Raw genomic sequence first — 20,189 nt, forward strand, 5'->3', positions numbered from 1 at the left:
CGCACGCACGGTTCTTAGGGGAGGGGGAGTCAGCGATGGCTCCTCCTTACCCGACCGGACTGCGTAGACCAGTCGGGGGTTAGCTGGCGGTTAGGTGTTGGACGCACCTACCGCCAGTGCTAAATATTGAGCTTTGTAGTCATGCCCAGAAGGGCGTGAGAACTAAGGTACCGCTAAGACATTTCTCACGTCAAGCCAAAAGTATTGCAGGTGCTTAGGAATCCAGCGGACTTCGTACTCCACGTCCGCCGTAATTGAGTACATGGGTATAGATCATCGTAGTCTTCACATCTTTATGACCAAGCAACTCTTGAATCGTACGAATATCGTAGCCATTCTGTAACAAGTGAGTCGCAAAGCTATGGCGAAACGTATGACAACCGACTTTCTGATGGATACCTGCTTGCCGTACGGCCTGTTTAACAGCTTTTTGCAAACCTGTTTCATGGAGATGAAAACGCTGCCACCGATCAGTTCGAGGATTTTGAGAAAGTCTTTCCGAGGGAAACACATACTGCCATCTCCACTCCCGACAAGCATTGGGATACTTTTTAGCCATGGCAAATGGCAAATCAACAGCCCCCTGACCTCTCTCTAAATCGTGGTTATGTAAACGTTTAACGCTTTGCAGATGTTCTTGTAAGGGCACTACCAACAGGTCAGGCAGCATGGTCACCCGACTTTTCATTCCTTTAGCATGCCACACAACAATTTGGTGTTGAGCAAAGTCGATGTCTTTTACCCTGAGCCGTAAACATTCAATCTGCCTAAAACCACATCCATATAAAAGCTGTACTACCAAGCGATAAACACCTGAAAGTTGCTGAATAACAGCCCTCACTTCCTCTTTTGATAAAACTGTAGGGATGTACTGAGAGCGTTTAGCCCTAACCGCATCAATATTTAGGTCTAGGTCCAGTTGCAGAACGGTACGGTACAGAAATAACAAAGCACTTAGAGCTTGGTTCTGCGTGGAAGCAGCAACCTTTTCTGTAACGGCCAAATGCGTTAAAAAGGCTTCAATTTCTGGACCTCCCATCTCTCTGGGATGCTGCCAGTCATGAAATCGAATGTATCGCTTAATCCAGTTGATGTAACTTTTTTCGGTTCGATACGAGTAATGTTTTATACGAATAGCATCACGGACGGCTTCCAGCAAGGTCCTCGGCTTAGATTGCATATGAATGACTACACAAAAATCATGAACTCCTATGTAGCAATTATTACTCAATAGTTCGTATGAACTAGTAAAGATACCTTAAAGCTTTCTGGATAATTCCGACTCTGAGGGTATTATCCAGAAAGTTTCTGGGCGATACGCCTATAGGGTGATTATCCAGAAACTTTCTGGATAACTCCGACTGGGAGGTATTTATCCAGACAAAGTCTGTATAACTCATAGTTATACAGCCGTCTAAGCTTTACCTATGGAGTTAAGATGAACTATAGCTGAGAGTTTGAGCTCATCCCATAATGCTTTCCCACCATTGCAGTAAAGAATGTTTTCGGTGTGGCATGTAACGTCCCTTAATTCGTATCGCAGTGAGTGCGGATTTCAAAGTAGCTGAAGAAATCTTCCCGTTCTCTGACCAGTTCTTGACTATTTCTAAAGTTGATAGAGTTTGCAGATTAGGTGCTTCTTTTTGAAAAAATGAGATTGCCTTCTTGTCATCAGTAGCTATTGCCCACTCTCGATGAACTGCAATTGCACATGTTGCAGATTCACCATCGTCACCCAGCTCAAAAACATAGTTTACAAATGTTTCTTCCTCGATCTCAGAATCAAAGTCCGTTACTAGAAGTAACCCTTGTTCGATAGCCATCTCAAACTTAATGGCATCCTCATTACTCTCTTCTTTAAGGCGTTGAAGGGTCAGCAATTCTCTTTCTCTAACTACCTCAGTAACAACAACTTGAGCCGGAATGGACTTTAAAATTTCGATCAAATACCCTGAGGCACAGAAGTTCAAGACGCAACAGGCATCAAGAACTACATGGGAGTGTTCAATTCTCATAATTTTCCTCCCAATACCTTATGCTCTACGCAAATCTAAATAAGCAGATTCTTCCACCATTCCACTTGAATGCTCACGCAATGCTTCTGCTATTCGTCTTGCTTCTAAGCGATCAACACCGAGTAAATCTGCAAAGCGTCCTTCAGTAATCAGGCCTTGATCTAAAGCCTCAATTGCAAGGTGCTGATAATGAACAGGGAGTGCATCAGAGCGCTGATCGATTTCCTCTAAGCCTAACTCTTGCTGTACTTTCTTAACTTTTAATCCTCGATCTCGTAGGCGATCCCAGGTACCTGATGGCAGAAGATCCATATCTTCCAACCGATAAACAAGAGCCTCTATAGATACTCCGTAATAATGAGCAAGAGTAAACAGGTTAGTTGGAGTAAATTTTCCATGAGTCCGATACATGTCGTTAAATCGACTCAGTAAGCCACTTGTGGGCATTAGAAAATACTTGGGGAAAGCTTCAGCTAATTTTTCACTCTCTGGAATTCTTTTATATTGCCCCTCAAAATCGACGACTGGCTTTCGCCTGTGAGCCAGAAAATGCAAATAACCATGTGCCATAGACCAGCGCCGACGTTCTTCATAGTGACCTATATTTATTGCCATACAACCGCCAAGCTGGTCATCGTAGCTATAAATCTCTGAATATTTTGCTGGCATATTTAGGTAAAAAACCCGAATTCCTACACTTTGCTCTAAGATGTCTCGAAGCATTGGAATTGGGCTATCGCCAAGCCCTAGTCTTTGACGCTCTGACACTGCGATACTTTCCGCAGCGGCTTCTATTGGCATATTGGTCACATCATATTCCTGTGGATAATTGCGAGGAATTGGAGCATCCATTATCTTCTCAAGCTCCAAATATTTACGACACAGTTCCTCAAAACGCTGAATGATTGGATTGATTTTTGCCGCTTCCTGATCACTTTGTTTGTAAGCAGCTCGGAACTGAACTGAAAAAGGCTCAGTGACAGAACTAGAACTCACAAAATCACTAACAGCTAGCCCATACGCACGAGCCAATTTAATTAATTCATTGGGCTTGAGACGCCGCTCTCCCTTTTCAATAGCAACAATAGTGGTACGCGCAGCATTGATAACTTTAGCTGCATTAGCTTGAGTCATACCACTTTTTTTTCGTGCTTGCTGTAGGAGTTCACCTAGCTTTCGTAAATCGATACTGTCGAGAATATTGGTGGCCATAGCATTTTCCTCTCACCCTGACTAAACAACGACTTGAGAATCCTGAGAGATATATCGATTGTCAGTTTGATTCAAGAAATCTTTTAAGATATGGGGCTCCACTATGTCCCATTCAGCAACATAAGTACGGTAGAGCCGAATTAAAGTTCGCTTCATTTCAGAAGATTCCAAGCCTTCTAACTTATTAGTTCTATCTACGATATCGTCAAGTTCAGGCAATCTTCGGGTTAGGGACCCCCATTGTGAACTAGAACCATTCGAAAAATTCAACAGTTCTTTGAAAGTGGAAACCTGTGCCAACATATGTTGAAGATATAATCTAGTATCACCTGCTGGAGTAATTCCGTGAGGTACTATATAACGAGTTTTATCCATCATCTGTGAGGCAGTAAGTGCTTGTTTTCTTAAGATACAAGATGAACAATATCCACATTGAATTGGTTGTCTACGGTGTGGACTATCGCATGAAATAGTCAGAGGAGGCAAGTCATGCCTTTCATCCTCAGCCAATTGCTTACACATTTCGGCTTTAGTCCAAAAGAGAAAAGGATTTTGAATTCTAAATTCCTCTCCTATAAGGTCGGATACAAGGTCGCCGACCTTAAGAAGAGTCAAAGGATGAACTGACCTAGTATGATCAAGTCCAACAGCAGATTTTCGATATGGAAGATTAATTGCACCAATACCATTTTCGTATAAGCTTAGAACCTGCTGTCCCATCAGATATGCACAAGCTGAACCAAGCAAAGTGAATACAATTCCTCGTGCACGAGAGATTTTATTTTTTGTATGTAGGTTGCTTTCAGAAAAACGGACTGGAACTCTACAAAGGTTTAGCCGATTAGGAAAAGAAGGTTGAAGTGCTTGAAATACCTGCTCTTGGCGTGCATATACATTATCATTACTACCTGTTCCAAACAGCATGAAAGATACTTCACGGTTTTCCTTTAGACGAGTGTACAGCCCAGCTAAAGCATCAAGTCCGCCACTCCACAATGCTACTTCATCAACATGCGGGTCCGAAGATGAAAGCAGAAGTTGTTGCTCAATAGTACGTCCTGAATCATTCCTGTTAGAAAATTCGAATGTCCATCTACTGCCAGTAGCCCATTCAAGCAAACTAGAAAGCTTAGTTTGAAAAGAGGATTTGCTTAAAATTTCTGGATGGCGTATTGGAAGAAGTACGTGAATCCGAGTTTGTTGCTGCCTTAGATTTTGGAATGTCAAACGATCAGCCGCACAAATAGCAACAGCCAGATCAATAAGATCAGCAATTACAGAAGGAAATTCTCTTTGCACTCGGTAACTAAAAGGGCTATCGTGAATTGCAACTCTTACTTTACTTTCTCTATTCCTTGAGTGGTCGCAAAAACGAATCCTCCCTCCGTCATCCATTATGGAGTCGAAAAGCAAGGTAAAGTCAGGATCGAGAATGTTTTGTTTTTTCATCTGGCTTAACCTGCTAAAAGATCTTCATCTAAATCTATTGCTTTTCGAGAAGACCGTCGGGGTAGTGATAGTTTGGCTACACTTTGGTTTTTAATAGCATTCTGAGCAAATTTATAAATCCCAGAATCTATACTTGGCTGCATCGCTTCAATTCGTTTTTCAAGGATTTCCTGTGTGGCTCCTGCGTGGTGTTCCGCAGTTAACGGAATCCGTTCCTTAAATTCCGATTCATAAACTTCATTCATGTATCGCTCTACAATAGCTTCTGAAGTATTTGTGACATCTACTTCTCGTCCATTTCGGAGGTCGTTAAGAAAACTTTTACCTGCCCGTAAGGTGAGTTCTTTCAGATCAGGCCGTCCATCTGCACATTGGATTAAATTGTCGAATTCCATACTAAGCCTAGCGAAGTCACCTTCACCAGGCTCATCGATAGCACCCATGACTTGTGAAATGCTGGCTGCCATTTCTTGAGCCAGCGAAATTGGCAGATCGCCTTTAGTTTTAATATCTTGCTTAAGCTTATCCAGCACAACACGCGCACAGTCATCACTGGTTGCGGCTCCTTCACAAAGCCACTTATATGGTTTTTGGAAAAGGCGTCTAAGCCTGCTGTGGACAATGTCTCCATCTGGCATGGTAACTGACCTCCGTCCATGGAGTTCGTTGATACTCCAAAGGTAGCCTTCGACTCTGACATTGTCAACTATTAAGGCTAATTTTTTGAAAAAATGTCAGACTTAGTTTTGTGTAGTGGATCGTATCCCTTTATTTGCATAGGATACGACTCTTAGAGTGATTTCCTACAGACCGAAGTTCTAACTTAAACTTAGATAAGCTGCATAACACTGCGCAGGAGCGGACGGATTGAAAACTCTAGCCAGCTAATCAGGAAATACTGGCCGCCGCTCAGCTCCTCGTTATGCGTTCCACCTTACAGAACCGGTACCCTCTACAAAACTCTATTACTAAGATTTTTCTGTATAAAGAATCAGCCCTACCCCACTAGGAGAAAACTAATGCATTCTGTTCATTTGTTGATGAGTGGTAGTACTTCCTAATGCTGACCAAGGATGCTTTGAACCTCCTCTTCAGATTTATGACCAAACCAACTGACTAACATATTGCAGTCTTGGTCAAAAACAACCCAACTAGGGGTTCCTGGCAGAAAATTGCGATGAAAGGTTTCACGATCAAATGCGATCGCAAACTCCAGAGGTACCTGATATCGCTCAATTTTCTCTTGCAGAAAATATTGTCGAGTGACCCCAACCATCTCACCAGATTGCAATAGCTGTTTAGTATTGGCTATTGTATTGAGTTCAAAATCTTCAAACGCAGTGGAGAGACCCAAAATATTGATGCGATTTTTATACTGTTCATACAATTTTGCTGCTAATGGCAAAGCATAAATAAAACATCCTGGACAGTTCACCTGAAAGATCAGCATGAGATTAATAGACTGAGGAGTGAAATCACCCTGAAGAATTTGTTCAGTGCTCAGATGAAATTTAGTCATGATGTAGAGTCTTAAGATTTGCCCATAAGATTGGGCTGTTATAGCAAACGTCCTGATGCATTAGGACGTTTGTGCGTCAGGTTAGCCGTTGCTAATAAAGGCTTTAAGGGATACCAATTGTACTGACTAGCCTGACAGATGCGATAGAGGTTTCTAGCAACATTTCCCATACGCTGAAATGTTGCTAGGGTTGTTTAAGTTATTTCAAATCAGATAAATTAGCACCAAAGTTGATGTGGAAAGGTTCACCGTCTATCACCAATGCGGGGACAGATTTGACACCCGCTGATTCAGCTTCAGCAATACGAGATTGATCATTGCCAAGATGCACGCTCTCCACATTGTAGCGAGACGTATCTATTGCAGTTGCCAGATTATTTTCAGCCGCAACACAAACTGAACAACCAGCATGGTAAAAAGTAGCTGTCTTACTCATGATTCTTTCCTAAATATGAGATGTTGGATAATGTACATCTATAGGCGATGTACGCATATGCTTAAATTAAACGTAGGTAAACCTTTTAGGAAAGAGGGTACTTTTTAGTGGGGTAGGCACCTTTTGGTTGAATTTAGTAAGCTGTCTAGAGAAAAATCAGGTGACAGATGCACAGTAACTCTCGAAAACTTGAAAATGTTCTTGGTTGTAAGTGGTCCGTATCTGTCCTACTTGCTGTTAATAATGGTGTTATCCGGCCAGGAGCTTTGGAAAAGCATATCAACGGTATTTCCAAAAAAGTACTATCAGAGCGGCTACGAAAGCTAATGGCATATGGCCTTTTAGAAAAACATACGTTCCCTGAAGTGCCACCCCGTACGGAATATTCCACAACGCCATTAGGCCAAAAGCTGATTGATATTATCCAACAGATTCAATCTCTTAATACAGAGCTTGAGGCGGACAGTATCCATAATATTGAAGAGAATAATTTGGTCTAAAGTTAGACCGTAAGTTAACTCACTATCTGACTAAGTTTATAGATCAGTTTGGACTGCTTCACCGGAGGAGTAGGCTTGTATACCCAGAATGCATGCGACGATTCAACCCGCAATCATAGAGGCTAGATAAATACCAATTTGACCGGCACTGCTATAAATCTATGGCAGGCGAAGGAAGAGCATATTGAATCAAGGCATTATGATTACGCACCAGGACTGCATCATCTTGCGTTTCATGCAACGGCGCGCAAGGAAGTTGACGACAACTATTCCAACACAACTGCTCTAATGAAAGAGTATATTTGGAGAAGCTTGGCTTAAGTTAGTATTCACTGATGTTCGTAGAATTTCTAGATACTGATACGTATATCTTTTTGCAGGAAGAACGTGATTGCATCGAGGATATGATTGAGGATGTGGAGGTTGAGGTTCGAAAATGGCTGCCACAGCTGCCATCAAGGATTAATTTGTCTATACAGACAGGTCTCCGTGTCATTCCTGAAACTGGCGAAACTGGTGCTAATGTGGGCCATACTCGTATCATTTGGACAGTGGATGCCACTCGCCCTGAAGGAGTCGTAGTAATTGCTAGATCTCATCTACGTCCTACACTCTTTCATGAGTTACATCACGTAATGCGCAAACAGGGAAAAACCAAAGAGATGCTTTTGCAGCGATCGCTGATGGATTTTGTTATCAGTGAGGGGCTGGCAACAGTGTTTGAGCGCGATATGGCTGGACGAGCAGCGCCTTGGGGAAAATATCCAGAGGATGTTACAGCTTGGATCGATGAGCTTCTAGCTTTGCCAAAAGATGCCCCGCGTCAACAATGGATGTTCTACCATCCCGATGGACGCCGCTGGATAGGCTATAAAGCTGGGACTTACATAGTCGAGCAAGCCATGGCTTCCTCAGGGCTATCTGCTGCTGATTTGGCAACCGTACCAACTGTTGAAATTCTTAATTTTGCGCACTTCGGATAGTTCTAATTACTAAAAGTTTTGTGCTCTCGGTCTTGGCTAAGCACTATCAGTATTCGATCAATGATCACAAGTCCCCTATCGATACCCTGAACGTCGCTCCTACGACAAATTAGATCACTCCCAAATGATGGCCTTGCACTTTTTGGTGATTCACAGTAAACTACATACATGTAGATAGATGCTGAAGGCGCTGTGAGCGATACGAGGACAAAAATCTTGGACGTGGCGGAGCACTTGACCCAATTGAAGGGGTTCAATGGCTTCAGTTATCTTGATTTGGCTGATGCTATCGGCATCAAGAATTCAAGCATACATTACCACTTCAAAGCTAAGGCTGACCTGGCTTTGGCGTTGGTTGAGCGCGTTCATGAAGTCCAAAGTACTGCCCTTGATGCTTTCGATAACACTCTCGATACGCCACAACAACGATTGCAAGCAGTGGCCGATTCTTTCCAAGCTTACATTCAGGACGAGAAGTTCTGTTTGTGTGGAATGATGGCGGCAGAATTGCAATCAGTGAGCCCCGCCGTGAGAAGTCACCTTACTCTGTATTTTAAGGACCTTCAAGCCTGGCTCACTAAGCAGTTTGTGGCAATGGGAGAAACCGATGCTCAAAATAGGGCACTCAGGTTTGTCAGCACAGCGGAAGGCTCATTGTTGCTGGCAAGACTTGAGGGTGATCCTCAAATTGTTGGTCAAGCGTTGAAGAGTTTCATCCACGGCTGATATATTTTTTTGCCTCGTTTATCTACATACATATAGGTCAGTTTCTGGCGCGTGTTTTGTCGAAAGCTGATCTCAAATCTTTTCCTCACCTCTCCCTACTTCTATAAGCCCAAAGGAGGCTATTATGAAAACTGACAAACCCTTAGAAATCTCTCTGTTCTTAATCCGCATTAGTGTTGCCGCCTTTTTCTTGGTTTGGGCAATTGGAAAAATAATTGCCCCTGGAATCACTCAAGCCGTTGCTGAATCTTACTACTCCTCACCTGTGACAGGATCTGTTTCGGCTGTTATGGGGATTCTACAGTTAGTGATTGTTCTAACTTTTTTGGCGGGTTTATTGAAGACCTGGACCTATGGCTTGCTGCTGGGAATGCATTCTGTTTCAGTACTCGTTTCACTCAAAAATTTGGTCAATCCATACACAGCGCCTAATTATTTATTCTGGGCAGCCATTCCCACATTGGCGGCGTTAATTGCGTTATTTCTGTTGCGTGAGCGTGATCAGCTGTTTGTCTTAGGTCGCCGTCATCTGTCTCAAGAGGATGCAGCATCTCGCCAAACTCTATAGAGTTTATTTGATACTATCTGGCATTCACGTGAAAATGTCATCTGTACTCATCTAGGTCATAACCCTAGATGAGTACAGGTGGCCTTAACTGTTGATTTCACCAGTGCCAGACATGGTCAAACTACTCAAAAAGCTCGGTCAATTGATTGCTTTGATCATGTTTTCCTTAACTTTGTATTCTAGAGGGCTTGAGAACCGTCTTTTAGGAGAGTTTTTAGCTGGGCTTGCTAATCTTTTAGAACCCAAGTTGAGAAAAACGTCTATTTATGTAAATTAGCCAGTGGGGCTAACCTGACTCACTGATACCTGTTTTTTTGACCAGGTAATCAGTCGGGATTGTGCTCATTTTGGTGTCCGTTTGTAGCAGCACCTGTTGATTTTGCCAGGGATGATGTCTAGTTTTAATGTCAGGTGACTAGCGCTGATTAAATACCTATGATCAGCAAATACCTATAGGAGAGGCGTCATGGTGGAGATAGATCAGCCAACTGTCTCTCTTTAAAGTCCCAAAAATTACTTAAATTATGATTGGACGTCTGATCCAGACTGTTTCGGAGGTGGCCCAATATCAGAGACGGGTGTTTAATGATGCGACGATTGAATTCAGCACCAAAGCCGATCAGTTTGACTTTGTTTCGGAGGTGGATGTGCGATCGCAACGCATGATTCTAGCTGCCATTGAACGATATTTTCCCGCCGCTGGCATTGTGGCAGAAGAAGTCGGTCAGGACAAACCATCCCAGGATGGCACGTGGTTTTTGGTCGATCCCCTAGATGAAACTGCCAACTTTAAGGCGGGTATTCCCCTATGGGCCATTTCCATTGGCATGGTGAAGCATGGTGTCGTAGACAGCGGCATTATCTCCTTACCCTTTACTGGCGAAATCTTTTGCAGTACGGATGCGGTCCCGATCACACAACCGCTAGAAACAGTATCAGACGCTCAGTTTTATGGCATCGACAGTACGTTTGAGAACGTTCCCCTGGAGGGGCTAACCCTCAAACGACGTCAATTGGGCGCGGCGGTGCCCACCCTGCTGTGGTGCTGTGACTCGCGACATCGTCCCCGGCCGCGACTCGACTTTGCCTTGATGGGTAAGGGATCTTTCTGGGATGTGTGTGGTGCGATCGCATTTCTCAAACAAAAAGGAGGTGCCCTAATTGATGCAACGGGTCAAGACTTTACCGAATGCCCCGATGTGTTTCAAACCTTAGGCGGCCTCAAGGACCTTCGCACCTACAACTTTCGATATGTCGCCAGTGCCAGTAAACAAGTTGCTCAAGACGTATATCAGCGTTATTTAGCAAGAGGATAGTCAAGACATTGGTTGAGGTTATAGATGGGTAGATGAGTGATGGGGTAACGGGGGAATTATTTAGGCGCGGTAGTCTTAGCTAGACAAAACGGTAGCTTACGAAACTGCCTACAGGGATCTCCGGGTAGTATAAGGAGTATATCTATTTCAGTCTCCCTATGAAAACTCTGTTATTTGGTACGCTGACAGCTTTGTTATGCTTAAATCCTAGAGGTGAGATTGCCCAAGCTCAAGATATACTTTTCCCTAGGGCTGAAGAATGTACAGCCATCATTGAACCAACATTAAAAACAGATTGTCAGGAGACCTACAGACTTCGACAAGTTTACCAGAATAGAATTGAAGACATCCACACAATTTACCAACTAGCAGAACTCGTACAATCCGCTACTGTATGGGTGGTGCCAGGATATGGCAATACTTTTACGTTTGATCCACCGGCCAGGATCATCGTACTGCAGCAGTTTGTTCTCTCTGAAACTGGAGAACCCTGGATTCATGTTCGCTTTATCTCAGGTCGTTATGGGTTTATCCAAACCAGCGTTGTTGAATAATTCTTACAGCTAACTGCCCCGCAACGCTGCCGTTAGCTGCTTGATTGGTAATTTAATTATGGCTAAAAGGGCCATTCTCAATCCATGCTCACTCTCTCATGCAACAACACTTGAGGTAGCTGTTGTATAGTTCGCTGAAAGAGAGACGCATCATCTAAAGATTGCGACATCATCAATGCACCCTGAATAGCAATCAGTGCGTCTTGGCTGCGCTGCAGAGCCAGGGCTTCATCAAGACCCGTTTCAATCAGAATAGTGGCAATCGCGCCAATCCAGGTTGCCAACAATGTCTTCACTTGGTCGTGAAATATATTACGCCCGGTGCCCGCCTGCAAAATTGCTAGTAAGCAAGGCTGAGTACCCCCTGCATACAGATCGTTGATGCGATCGCACATTTTCTGCAACCGTTTCTGGGGACTTCCCTTGCTAGCAAGGAGCTGCAGCACATTTGCTTGCAACCAGCTTTCGGAATAGCTCAGTACCGATGCCACCATCTCATCTTTGCCGCCGGGAAAGTGGTGGTAGAGACTGGCCTTGCCTAATCCAGTGGCCGCCGAAATTTTGGTAAGTGTCGCACCGTCATAACCGTACTGCTGAAATAGGGAAAACAAACCTGGAATGTAGGTCTCTTTGGGCATTTCAAGGGATTTTTAATTCAACTATTGACAGTATACCAAACGTTCGGTACAGTTGATTTGTATTGAACCGAACGATCGGTTTAGTTATTCAAGCCTCACATACTCACACACAGAGGTTGCCATGCAACTAACCAAACAGACCCTCAACCAACGAACCGACCACGTTTACGATGTGCTGGTGGTTGGCGGTGGCGCAGCCGGACTATCTGCCGGCATTTATCTCCAGCGTTATCTGCTCTCAACGCTGATCATTGACAAAGGTAAAGCCCGATCTTTCTGGATGCAGGAGTTACATAACTATCTGGGTTTGCCCCCGGAAACCCCCGGTCGTGCCGTCCTCAAACAGGGCAAGGACCACTATCTCTCCCTGGAGGGCGACTATCTGAATGCCTATGTGGAAGAGGTAATTGATGAAGGCGAAACCTTTGCAGTGAAGGTGCGCATTGGTCGCAATCATCCCACCTATGAAGTGTTCCATACTCGCTATTTAATCGCCGCCAGCGGCATTATTGACCATCTGCCTCAGCTTGGGGATATGAAAAACGTATTCGACTATGCCGGGCACAATCTGCACGTTTGTTTGATTTGTGACGGTTACGAAATGCGCAATCAGCGAGTTGGCGTCTTTGGCAGTAGTGAAGGCAGCCTGCAAGTCGCATTCCCGCTGGGCTGGTTCACTCCCCACATCACCCTATTCACTAACGGCGCGTTTGCAGTGGGTGATGACTTGCGCGATCGCTTTGCCGCCGCAGGCTATACCCTAAACGAACAACCTATTCATCAATTCCTAGGTGAAAACCATCAAATGTCGGGGGTGGAACTGGCCGATGGGTCTATGGTGGACCTGGATGCCGGACTCATTTCCATGGGGTCTAAGTATCATGCTGATTACCTGCAAGGCATTGACTTGGACTACAAAGGCGGCAACCTGGTGACCGATACCATGAACCGTACCTCCCATCCCCGCATCTTTGCCGTCGGCGATCTAAAAGTTGGTATGAATCAGGTCGTCATTGCAGCGGCTGACGGTGCCAACGCGGCCACCCAAATCTGGCGTGATATCCGCCGTACCGAAGGCACCCGACGTGTTCCCGTTGCCGCATAGCTCGGTCTGAGTAATTGTTCACCTTGCCAAAACTATCCCCCTCACTCAAGGACTTTTCACCATGGCTATTACCCAAGGCGCTCACCATCTTGGCTTGACCGTTCCCAACATTGACACCACCCGCGATTTTTTTGTAAATGTATTGGAATTCAAGCAAGTAGGGATTGTCCCCGCTTACCCGGCTTGCTTTCTGTCCGATGGCACCACACTCCTCACGCTCTGGCAAGCTACAGATCCTGAAAGTGCTACTGCATTTGATCGAAAGGCTAATATTGGCCTACATCACTTTGCATTCAAAGTAGACGGTGTAGAAACCCTCAATGCCATATACAAAAAGCTCAAAAATACCGAGGGGGTTGAAATCGAATTTGCTCCAGAATTACTGGGTGGTGGCCCCACCCAACACATGATGTTTTACATTCCCGGCGGGATTCGCATGGAGTTAACCGCGACCGCCAGTTAACCCGGTCAGTGCATGGGCGGCATGATGACCATTTCTCAATGGTTTCACCTTGGTCGTCATGTCCTAGCAGAGGTATCCACGAGTTGATCAATTAGGAGAGTCTAACGATGGCCATTCCCGGCTGGCAAAAAGAAGCATCCCCCTTTCATCCAGGAGAACAAGCGATCCAGGAAAAGCTGGGAGGTAGAGAGCACATGGAAACGCTTGGTCGACGCATGATCCGTGATTTTTTGCCGGAGCAGCACCGTCGGTTTTATGCCCAGCTGTCTTATTTGCTAGTGGGTACGGTGGATGTAGACGGTAATCCCTGGGCATCGATTTTAGTCGGTGCCCCAGGATTTATTTCAACGCCGAGCGATCGCACCTTACACATTGCGGCCCAGCCTCTCTTTGGCGATCCTCTGACCCAAAATCTTGCTACAGGCATCGATATTGGCTTTCTTGGGATCGAGCTTCACACTCGCCGCCGCAATCGCATCAACGGTGTAGTGAGTGCGCTGACGACCAACGGCTTCGAGGTCCAGGTCAGTCAGACCTTTGGCAACTGTCCCAAATATATCCAGGCTCGACAATTTGCTCTGCAGTCGTTTGACCCAGCCGAGACAAAACCGCTACGGACCCTGACAGCATTGGCAGAAACAGAACAGGCTATGATCGCCGCTGCCGATACCTTTTTCATCGCTACGGCGTATCTAGATGCCGCCGCCGGGGCGGCTAAAGGTGTGGATGTTTCCCATCGAGGTGGAAAAAAAGGCTTTGTGCATATTGAGGGCGATACTCTCACCGTTCCTGATTTTACTGGCAATTGTATGTTCAACACCTTTGGCAATATCGAAGTCAATCCCCGTGCTGGCTTACTCTTTATGGATTTTGAGAGCGGAAATTTGTTATATCTGACGGGAAAGGCTGAGATAATTTGGGATGATGCCCCTGAGATTGCACGGTACCAGGGGGCTGAGCGCCTATTGAAATATCATGTGGAACAAGGACTGGCTGTGACAGGTGGCATCCCCTTAAGCTGGTCAGCTCCAGAATACTCTCCTTTCCTAGACAACACTGGACCCTGGGATCACTAACACGTGAGCGGTGAAGCAGGCTCTCTAAATTTTGTACGCCAGGTTGCGATCGCGGCTCAAGTCAAGCGTTAGGCAGGACTTGTAGATTTGCCTCCCGGTTTCAGGCAAAAATACCTGGGCATTGGCCCAAGCTATTGTGTGAAGAACAATAAATCAGCCACTTCTGGCCTTTGAGTACAGGTTTAATAGCATCTGCACGCTAGCAATTGTCATCCCTTACCATTTGCATATCTCTTCTAGAATCCAGCTTAGTAGCCTCTCTACCAGTCGCTATAAGCATCACAAAACGACTTCATGACATCGTGTTGATTGAGAGGATTTGATCAAATGACGGAAAAATTGATTGCTGTAGCCGTAACAGACGATGGCAGCCTTGCCCCCCATGCCGGAAGAGCCGTGCAGTGGAGAGTATATGTCGTTGCTGATGAAGCGGAAACGAACCTCGCTTGGACGTTAGATTTAACTCAGATGGGGTCTCTGCACGAATGGCATGTTCGAGGCGACGGTAATCGTCATCCCCTACATTTTGTCGATATTGTCCTGGCGGCGTCTGCTGGTGAGGGTGTTCGGCGAAGACTACAACAACGAAATACAGAGCTGCTGACAACCAGTGAGACTCATCCAGATAAAGCAGTTGCAGCCTATCGAGCAGGAACTTTACCCGAGGGGTTACCCCACAAACAGGTTTGTCATGCTGATTAAATCTGGTGAGTCTGCAGAGCTTAAATTCAATCCTATCGTTTGAGTGCTAGCGTTTGTTGCCACCCTTGGCTTGAAGTCATCCCCAACTAAGCCAAGGCCCACTTGCTATGATTGCAGGAGGGACAGGAGGTGCCATGGAATGGGTTGATTTGAAACAGCTTGATACGCTAATCAGGCAGATTGAAGATCTGGGTGCTTGTGTCGAAGAAATTGGCATATCAGGCGAAGGGCGATCGATTTATGGAGTGACGGTTGGCGCTCAACAGGCAACGCGTACGGTGGTGATTGTAGCTGGACTCCATGGGGCTGAAGTGATCGCTCCACTAACTGCGATCTCCATTCTGCAAACACTAGTGAGCCAGCCGTCTAAGACTGTGCGATTTTGTGTTGTTCCGGTAGCAGACCCAGACGTTGTTGCTCGAAATGCTAATGAGCTACCGGCAAACGTGACCTTACAAGCCCTACTGAATCTCAATCATCAGCGAGACTTGGAGGGGTATTTCACAACAGATACTTATCCTGAGTGTGTGGCCATTCGCCAATGGCTGGCCCAGTTCAACCGCATTGATGCTTATTTCTCTCTGCATTCCGCCCATGGTATTAGTCCAGGATTATTTTTCTATGTGGGTAGCACGTCTAATCCGGACTGGGTAAATCAAGTGGCCAGCCAGGTGGCCAAGACTACACCAGACTGGATCTTGTTGTTGCCTCACGATCCAACTGGACTTGCCAAGCATGCTTGGCATTCAGGCTTTTTCGAGTTAGAGCTGCCTCAGCGTGAAAATTTGAATGTTGCTAATCCTGGGAGCTCACTTGCTTTTGTCGCCCATCGATTTCAACCTCAGTATATTGGGGTCCCAGAGATGCCTTTAGTCATCTGCCCAGCTTTAGTCAAGGCTACCCTCCCTGAGATCGAGCAGTGTAATCGAGAGCTTAAGCAAACAGGGCGCACACGTTATGCATTTAAGGAGATCCCTTTAGATACTCAACTCCGCATCATGGAAAACTGGGTTTGGTCTGTGACTGAGCAGGTTGAAGCGATGATAGAACATGACAGTGGAGCGGAGGTATAAAGTTTCTCGCTCCGTTTTGTGGAGATTCAGTGGAGTTCAGTGGAGTTCAGTAGTGGAGTACGCTTGTGATTGAGATCCGGTTGTTTGCTCCACAGGATGCTGAACAAATCGCGCAACTGTTTCATGAAACAGTCCGTGAAATCAATGTCCATGATTACTCCATCAATCAGGTCAGGGCGTGGGCACCTGATGATATCCACTTCAGAAATTGGGTAGAGGTGTGTGCAAACCGATTTACCTATGTGGCTGATGATGGCGGGGTGATTGCCGGGTTTGGAGAGCTAGAGCCGACGGGGCATATCGATTGCTTTTACTGTCATAAAGACTATCAACGTTGCGGCGTAGGCAGACAGATCTATCAGGCAATTGAAGCAAAAGCCGTGGAGTTGTCAGTACGCCGATTGTTTACTGATGCCAGCATTACTGCAAAGTTGTTTTTTCAGCGTATGGGGTTTTCGGTAGTTGCGGAGCAGGCGGTGACTCGTCGAGGAGAAACATTCATCAATTACGCAATGGAAAAGCTGCTATAGCTCTCCCTCAGTTTTCAGCAACGCCCGATTTTCTCTCATCTCTCTACCGAACACGGGCTCCATGGTAGCTCTGGCTGCACCAGCTGACGTTTGATTATTGCCGGTCTCCTTTGGCTGGTTGAAAAGCGCGATCGCATCATCGCGCCTTCAGGTCAGCATTTCGACAAACTACTGTCTATAAATCACCGTCGATGTGCCATGCTTGGCCCAGGCCGCTGCTAAATCTGTTCGTTGCGATTGGGGCATAAACCAGCGACCAAACTGAGCATAGAGAGCCGGAATCACTAGCAGGGTGAGGGCTGTGGCCGTAAATAATCCCCCTAGCACGACGATCGCCAATGGCTGAAGAATTTCGTTACCCGCACCCCTGGCGATCGCCAGGGGCAGCATCCCCAGAGCGGAGGTGAGCGCCGTCATTAGAATGGCATTCACCCGTTCTAGAGAGCCCTGGAAGATCGCTTTCTGTAGCGGCAAACCTTCAGCAAACTTGGTGTTGTAGTTGTCCACTAGCAGCAGCCCATTACGGACGGCTACCCCAAACAGGGTGATGAAGCCAATCAGGGAGGCTACCGACATGACGCCGCCGGTCAATAGGATGGAGATAATACCGCCCACTAGCGCCAGGGGCAGGTTGATCATGATCGCCACGGTGGCCGGTAGGGACTTAACAGAGAAGAACATCAGCACCGCGATCGCAATCGCCGCCAGAATGCTATACACCAGCAGATTATTGGTGGCGTTTTGCTCTGCTTCAAACTGTCCCCCGTACTGGATAAAGTAGCCATTCGGCAACTGTACATGCTCTCGAATCTGGGTCTGAATGTCACCGACGATGCTGCCCAGATCCCGCTCGGCCACATTTGCCGATACCACAATCAGGCGAGACACATCTTCTCGGTTGACCACGTTGGCCCCCATGGCGTAGCCCACAGCCGCCACATCTCCCAAAGTAATCAACTCGCCAGTAGAGGCGGTGATCGGAATCGCACTAATGGCATCCAAACTGTTGCGGGCAGACTCCGGTAGCGCCACGGTAATGTCCACCAGCTGCTGATCTGCCGGTACCTGGGCAACCCTGCGACCATTCAGGGCTGTTTCCACCACCTCGGAAATCTGAGCCATGGTCAAGCCATAGCTTGCTGCCGCTGCCCGGTCGTACTGAATCTGCACCTGACGGATGGGCAGTTGGGGCTCTAGCTGTAAGTCCACCAACCCTGCAATCGGTTCGATGGTGTCGCGTACCTGTTCACCAATGCGCCGCAGTTCTGCCAGGTCGGGGCCAAAGATTTTGATTGCGATCGCACTGCGGACCCCAGACAGCACCTCATCCATCCGGTGGGAGATGAACCCGCCGATATTAGGAGCAACGCCTGGCAGTTCCAGAAACGCTGCTCGCAGTTGTTTGATGGTGGCTTCCCGGTCTTTAAGCGCAGCGTCACTTAGTTCGATATCGACGTGGGCCATATTAACGCCAGCCCCATCAGCATCCCCTGGAGAACGACCGGCTCGCACCTGCACCCACTCATAGAGAGGATTATCCTGCAGCGAGTTGGCCAGGGCATGGCCCGCACCATTGGTGATATCCAAAGAAATGCCGGGAAACAGTACCATGGAGTTCACCAAAGATTTCTCCTGAAACTCCGGCAGAAAGACGCGCCCCAGGGAGGGGACGATCGCCGCTGATGCCACCAGAGCCGCCAGAGCCAGGGTGAGGATAAGCTGCGGTGCCCGTAGAGAAAATCTCAGCAGGGGACGATAAAGACGTTCAGCTAACCGCGATACAAACGTACCTGCGCGCGGCAGATTCTGATTTGCCAACAGCATGGCACAGAGGGCAGGCGATAGGGTCATTGCCACCAAAGTAGAGGCCAGAATTGAGAACAGATAGGCCAGCCCCATCGGCGCAAAGATGCGTCCTTCCACTCCAGTCAAACTAAAGATGGGAGCAAACACGACAACAATAATCACCGTGGAAAAAATCACCGCCAGTCGCACCTGCACTGAGGTCTCAAACACTACCTGGAAGGGATGTTTGGGATTACCCTGAGCCTGGTTGGTACGCAACCCGCGATAGCAGTTCTCCATATCCACGATGGCATCATCCACCACCGAACCAATGGCCACTACGAGCCCTCCCAGGGTCATGGTGTTGATGCCCAGACCAAAGGCATTCATAAACAGCAGACCCAGCAGCAGCGACAGGGGAATAGCGCTCAGGGTAATGATGGCTGTGCGCCAGTTCATCAAAAACAACAGCAGAATCACCGACACAATCACCACACCCTGCAGCAGGGAGCCGCTGACATTGCGAATGGCGGCATCAATAAAGTTGGCCTGCCGGAACGTGCGGGTGACCTGCACATCGGCAGGAAAGGTGAGCTGCAACGTGGCGATCGCAGCCTCGACGGCATTGGTCACCGTAGGCGTATCCACCTCCGGCTGCTTGTTGATCATCAGCACTACTGCAGGTTGACCGTTGAGACTGGCATCGCCTCGCTTCAGAGCGGCCCCAGTCTGCACCGTGGCCACATCCTGCAGCAAAATCGGCTGCCCATCCTGCACCTTCACCACCGATTGCTGCAAGTCTTGAATGGACTGGATCTGGCCGATGCCACGCACCAACAGTTCTTGTCCGCCACCAATCAGGAAACCCCCCGGTGCGTTGGCGTTGGCTCCGGCGGCGGCGATGGCCACCTCATTAAGAGACAGGTTGAGGGCAGCTAACTGCTCAGGATCAACCAGCACCTGTTCCTGCCGTTCGTCGCCGCCGTAAATTGTCACCTGAGAAACACCCGGCACCGAGAGTATCTGATTTTTCAGCGTCACATCCACCAGGCGGCGCAAATCAATCATTGAGGTTGGCCCCTGGCCATTAACGGTGAAGGCATACTGCAAAACTGTGCCCAACGGCGACACCAGCGGCGAGATTTCTGGTGGGTGAGCATTCTCTGGCAATTGAATCTGCTGCAGTCGTTGAGTGACGGCCTGTCGCGCCTGGTAGATGTCAGCATCCTGGTTAAACACCACACTGACCATCGATAGCCCCACCTTGGAGGACGATCTCACGGTGGTCACTCCCGGCAAACCATTCACCGTACTTTCAATGGGTACGGTAATCTGGGTTTCCACGGCTTCAGGGGCTAGGCCCACTGCTTCGACTTGAATATCGACCTGGGGTGGGGCAAAGGGCGGAAATACATCCAGTGGCATCTGGGTAACGCTAAAGACACCCCAGACGGTGATTGCGATCGCACCTGCCACGATCAACCACCGTTGAGCAATGGAATTTTTGAGAATTTGGTTCAGACCCGTATTCAGCATCGA

21 protein-coding genes are annotated in these 20,189 nt (G+C 47.2%); 12 read left to right on the forward strand and 9 right to left on the reverse strand.

The genetic code is table 11. The annotated features are described in order from the left end of the window. Positions 1-214 precede the first annotated feature (214 nt). The 7 genes from N836_RS40730 to N836_RS40760 form a co-directional block, all read right to left on the reverse strand. A complete protein-coding gene (locus tag N836_RS40730; RefSeq protein WP_023070250.1) occupies positions 215-1,180 on the reverse strand; it encodes an integron integrase in 966 nt (321 codons plus the stop codon). A 283-nt stretch (positions 1,181-1,463) separates the two neighbouring features. Beyond that, a complete protein-coding gene (locus N836_RS40735) occupies positions 1,464-2,015 on the reverse strand; it encodes a hypothetical protein (RefSeq protein WP_023070251.1) in 552 nt (183 codons plus the stop codon). 18 nt (positions 2,016-2,033) lie between these two features. Further along, positions 2,034-3,227: an XRE family transcriptional regulator gene (locus N836_RS40740; protein WP_023070252.1), complete on the reverse strand. Its 1,194-nt coding sequence runs from the start codon at positions 3,225-3,227 to the stop codon at positions 2,034-2,036. Positions 3,228-3,248: 21 nt separating this feature from the next. After that, entirely contained in the window at positions 3,249-4,676 is a 1,428-nt protein-coding gene (locus N836_RS40745; RefSeq protein ID WP_023070253.1) for a 7-cyano-7-deazaguanine synthase, read from the reverse strand. A 5-nt stretch (positions 4,677-4,681) separates the two neighbouring features. Beyond that, a complete protein-coding gene (locus N836_RS40750) occupies positions 4,682-5,314 on the reverse strand; it encodes a hypothetical protein (RefSeq protein ID WP_023070254.1) in 633 nt (210 codons plus the stop codon). A gap of 419 nt (positions 5,315-5,733) precedes the next feature. Continuing rightward, entirely contained in the window at positions 5,734-6,195 is a 462-nt protein-coding gene (locus tag N836_RS40755) for a hypothetical protein (RefSeq protein WP_023070255.1), read from the reverse strand. A gap of 199 nt (positions 6,196-6,394) precedes the next feature. Next, positions 6,395-6,631, reverse strand: coding sequence for a thioredoxin family protein (locus N836_RS40760; protein WP_023070256.1), 237 nt, complete (start codon positions 6,629-6,631; stop codon positions 6,395-6,397). Between the two features lie 167 nt (positions 6,632-6,798). Here N836_RS40760 and N836_RS40765 point away from each other — a divergent pair, with 167 nt between their 5' ends. From N836_RS40765 to N836_RS40790, 6 genes are all read left to right on the forward strand, one after another. Next, positions 6,799-7,131 (forward strand): winged helix-turn-helix transcriptional regulator, encoded by a 333-nt coding sequence (locus N836_RS40765; protein WP_023070257.1) that lies wholly within the window; start codon positions 6,799-6,801, stop codon positions 7,129-7,131. A 335-nt stretch (positions 7,132-7,466) separates the two neighbouring features. Further along, entirely contained in the window at positions 7,467-8,114 is a 648-nt protein-coding gene (locus N836_RS40770; RefSeq protein WP_023070258.1) for a DUF2268 domain-containing putative Zn-dependent protease, read from the forward strand. A gap of 222 nt (positions 8,115-8,336) precedes the next feature. Further along, complete coding sequence (locus N836_RS40775; RefSeq protein WP_235071003.1) at positions 8,337-8,840, forward strand: TetR/AcrR family transcriptional regulator; 504 nt, start codon at positions 8,337-8,339, stop codon at positions 8,838-8,840. Between the two features lie 124 nt (positions 8,841-8,964). Further along, positions 8,965-9,408, forward strand: a complete 444-nt coding sequence (locus tag N836_RS40780) for a hypothetical protein (protein ID WP_023070260.1) — start codon at positions 8,965-8,967, stop codon at positions 9,406-9,408. 524 nt (positions 9,409-9,932) lie between these two features. After that, positions 9,933-10,724: an inositol monophosphatase family protein gene (locus N836_RS40785; protein ID WP_023070262.1), complete on the forward strand. Its 792-nt coding sequence runs from the start codon at positions 9,933-9,935 to the stop codon at positions 10,722-10,724. A 158-nt stretch (positions 10,725-10,882) separates the two neighbouring features. Next, complete coding sequence (locus tag N836_RS40790) at positions 10,883-11,278, forward strand: hypothetical protein (RefSeq protein ID WP_023070263.1); 396 nt, start codon at positions 10,883-10,885, stop codon at positions 11,276-11,278. Positions 11,279-11,355: 77 nt separating this feature from the next. Here N836_RS40790 and N836_RS40795 read toward each other — a convergent pair whose 3' ends face one another. Next, on the reverse strand, positions 11,356-11,916 hold the full coding sequence (locus tag N836_RS40795) for a TetR/AcrR family transcriptional regulator (RefSeq protein ID WP_023070264.1): 561 nt from the start codon (positions 11,914-11,916) through the stop codon (positions 11,356-11,358). 121 nt (positions 11,917-12,037) lie between these two features. On the opposite strand from N836_RS40795, the gene N836_RS40800 reads away from it, so the two are divergent. The 6 genes from N836_RS40800 to N836_RS40825 all read left to right on the forward strand — a co-directional run bounded on the left by N836_RS40800 (position 12,038) and on the right by N836_RS40825 (position 16,865). Beyond that, positions 12,038-13,021 carry an NAD(P)/FAD-dependent oxidoreductase gene (locus N836_RS40800; RefSeq protein ID WP_023070265.1) on the forward strand — a complete coding sequence of 328 codons (984 nt, stop codon included), beginning with the start codon at positions 12,038-12,040 and terminating at the stop codon, positions 13,019-13,021. 61 nt (positions 13,022-13,082) lie between these two features. After that, positions 13,083-13,484 (forward strand): VOC family protein, encoded by a 402-nt coding sequence (locus tag N836_RS40805; RefSeq protein WP_023070266.1) that lies wholly within the window; start codon positions 13,083-13,085, stop codon positions 13,482-13,484. A 107-nt stretch (positions 13,485-13,591) separates the two neighbouring features. Next, positions 13,592-14,560, forward strand: coding sequence for a pyridoxamine 5'-phosphate oxidase family protein (locus N836_RS40810; protein ID WP_023070267.1), 969 nt, complete (start codon positions 13,592-13,594; stop codon positions 14,558-14,560). A 327-nt stretch (positions 14,561-14,887) separates the two neighbouring features. After that, on the forward strand, positions 14,888-15,262 hold the full coding sequence (locus N836_RS40815) for a NifB/NifX family molybdenum-iron cluster-binding protein (protein WP_023070268.1): 375 nt from the start codon (positions 14,888-14,890) through the stop codon (positions 15,260-15,262). Positions 15,263-15,396: 134 nt separating this feature from the next. Then, positions 15,397-16,335: a M14 family zinc carboxypeptidase gene (locus N836_RS40820; protein WP_161634914.1), complete on the forward strand. Its 939-nt coding sequence runs from the start codon at positions 15,397-15,399 to the stop codon at positions 16,333-16,335. A gap of 65 nt (positions 16,336-16,400) precedes the next feature. Further along, positions 16,401-16,865 (forward strand): GNAT family N-acetyltransferase, encoded by a 465-nt coding sequence (locus tag N836_RS40825; protein ID WP_023070270.1) that lies wholly within the window; start codon positions 16,401-16,403, stop codon positions 16,863-16,865. A gap of 168 nt (positions 16,866-17,033) precedes the next feature. Here N836_RS40825 and N836_RS40830 read toward each other — a convergent pair whose 3' ends face one another. Beyond that, complete coding sequence (locus N836_RS40830; RefSeq protein WP_023070271.1) at positions 17,034-20,186, reverse strand: efflux RND transporter permease subunit; 3,153 nt, start codon at positions 20,184-20,186, stop codon at positions 17,034-17,036. Between the last annotated feature and the right edge of the window lie 3 nt (positions 20,187-20,189).

This window comes from Leptolyngbya sp. Heron Island J, from assembly GCF_000482245.1.
In the GTDB taxonomy this organism is placed as follows: Bacteria; Cyanobacteriota; Cyanobacteriia; order Phormidesmidales; family Phormidesmidaceae; genus Leptothoe.

What these genes read in the sequence shown, in the direction of transcription:
- N836_RS40815 (WP_023070268.1), top strand. Translation starts at nt 14,888, where the DNA reads ATGACGGAAAAATTGATTGCTGTAGCCGTAACAGACGATGGCAGCCTT.
- N836_RS40745 (WP_023070253.1), bottom strand. Translation starts at nt 4,676, where the DNA reads ATGAAAAAACAAAACATTCTCGATCCTGACTTTACCTTGCTTTTCGAC.
- N836_RS40830 (WP_023070271.1), bottom strand. Translation starts at nt 20,186, where the DNA reads ATGCTGAATACGGGTCTGAACCAAATTCTCAAAAATTCCATTGCTCAA.
- N836_RS40755 (WP_023070255.1), bottom strand. Translation starts at nt 6,195, where the DNA reads ATGACTAAATTTCATCTGAGCACTGAACAAATTCTTCAGGGTGATTTC.
- N836_RS40790 (WP_023070263.1), top strand. Translation starts at nt 10,883, where the DNA reads ATGAAAACTCTGTTATTTGGTACGCTGACAGCTTTGTTATGCTTAAAT.
- N836_RS40800 (WP_023070265.1), top strand. Translation starts at nt 12,038, where the DNA reads ATGCAACTAACCAAACAGACCCTCAACCAACGAACCGACCACGTTTAC.
- N836_RS40795 (WP_023070264.1), bottom strand. Translation starts at nt 11,916, where the DNA reads ATGCCCAAAGAGACCTACATTCCAGGTTTGTTTTCCCTATTTCAGCAG.
- N836_RS40805 (WP_023070266.1), top strand. Translation starts at nt 13,083, where the DNA reads ATGGCTATTACCCAAGGCGCTCACCATCTTGGCTTGACCGTTCCCAAC.
- N836_RS40810 (WP_023070267.1), top strand. Translation starts at nt 13,592, where the DNA reads ATGGCCATTCCCGGCTGGCAAAAAGAAGCATCCCCCTTTCATCCAGGA.
- N836_RS40770 (WP_023070258.1), top strand. Translation starts at nt 7,467, where the DNA reads ATGTTCGTAGAATTTCTAGATACTGATACGTATATCTTTTTGCAGGAA.
- N836_RS40730 (WP_023070250.1), bottom strand. Translation starts at nt 1,180, where the DNA reads ATGCAATCTAAGCCGAGGACCTTGCTGGAAGCCGTCCGTGATGCTATT.
- N836_RS40780 (WP_023070260.1), top strand. Translation starts at nt 8,965, where the DNA reads ATGAAAACTGACAAACCCTTAGAAATCTCTCTGTTCTTAATCCGCATT.
- N836_RS40765 (WP_023070257.1), top strand. Translation starts at nt 6,799, where the DNA reads ATGCACAGTAACTCTCGAAAACTTGAAAATGTTCTTGGTTGTAAGTGG.
- N836_RS40740 (WP_023070252.1), bottom strand. Translation starts at nt 3,227, where the DNA reads ATGGCCACCAATATTCTCGACAGTATCGATTTACGAAAGCTAGGTGAA.
- N836_RS40785 (WP_023070262.1), top strand. Translation starts at nt 9,933, where the DNA reads ATGATTGGACGTCTGATCCAGACTGTTTCGGAGGTGGCCCAATATCAG.
- N836_RS40820 (WP_161634914.1), top strand. Translation starts at nt 15,397, where the DNA reads ATGGAATGGGTTGATTTGAAACAGCTTGATACGCTAATCAGGCAGATT.
- N836_RS40735 (WP_023070251.1), bottom strand. Translation starts at nt 2,015, where the DNA reads ATGAGAATTGAACACTCCCATGTAGTTCTTGATGCCTGTTGCGTCTTG.
- N836_RS40760 (WP_023070256.1), bottom strand. Translation starts at nt 6,631, where the DNA reads ATGAGTAAGACAGCTACTTTTTACCATGCTGGTTGTTCAGTTTGTGTT.
- N836_RS40750 (WP_023070254.1), bottom strand. Translation starts at nt 5,314, where the DNA reads ATGCCAGATGGAGACATTGTCCACAGCAGGCTTAGACGCCTTTTCCAA.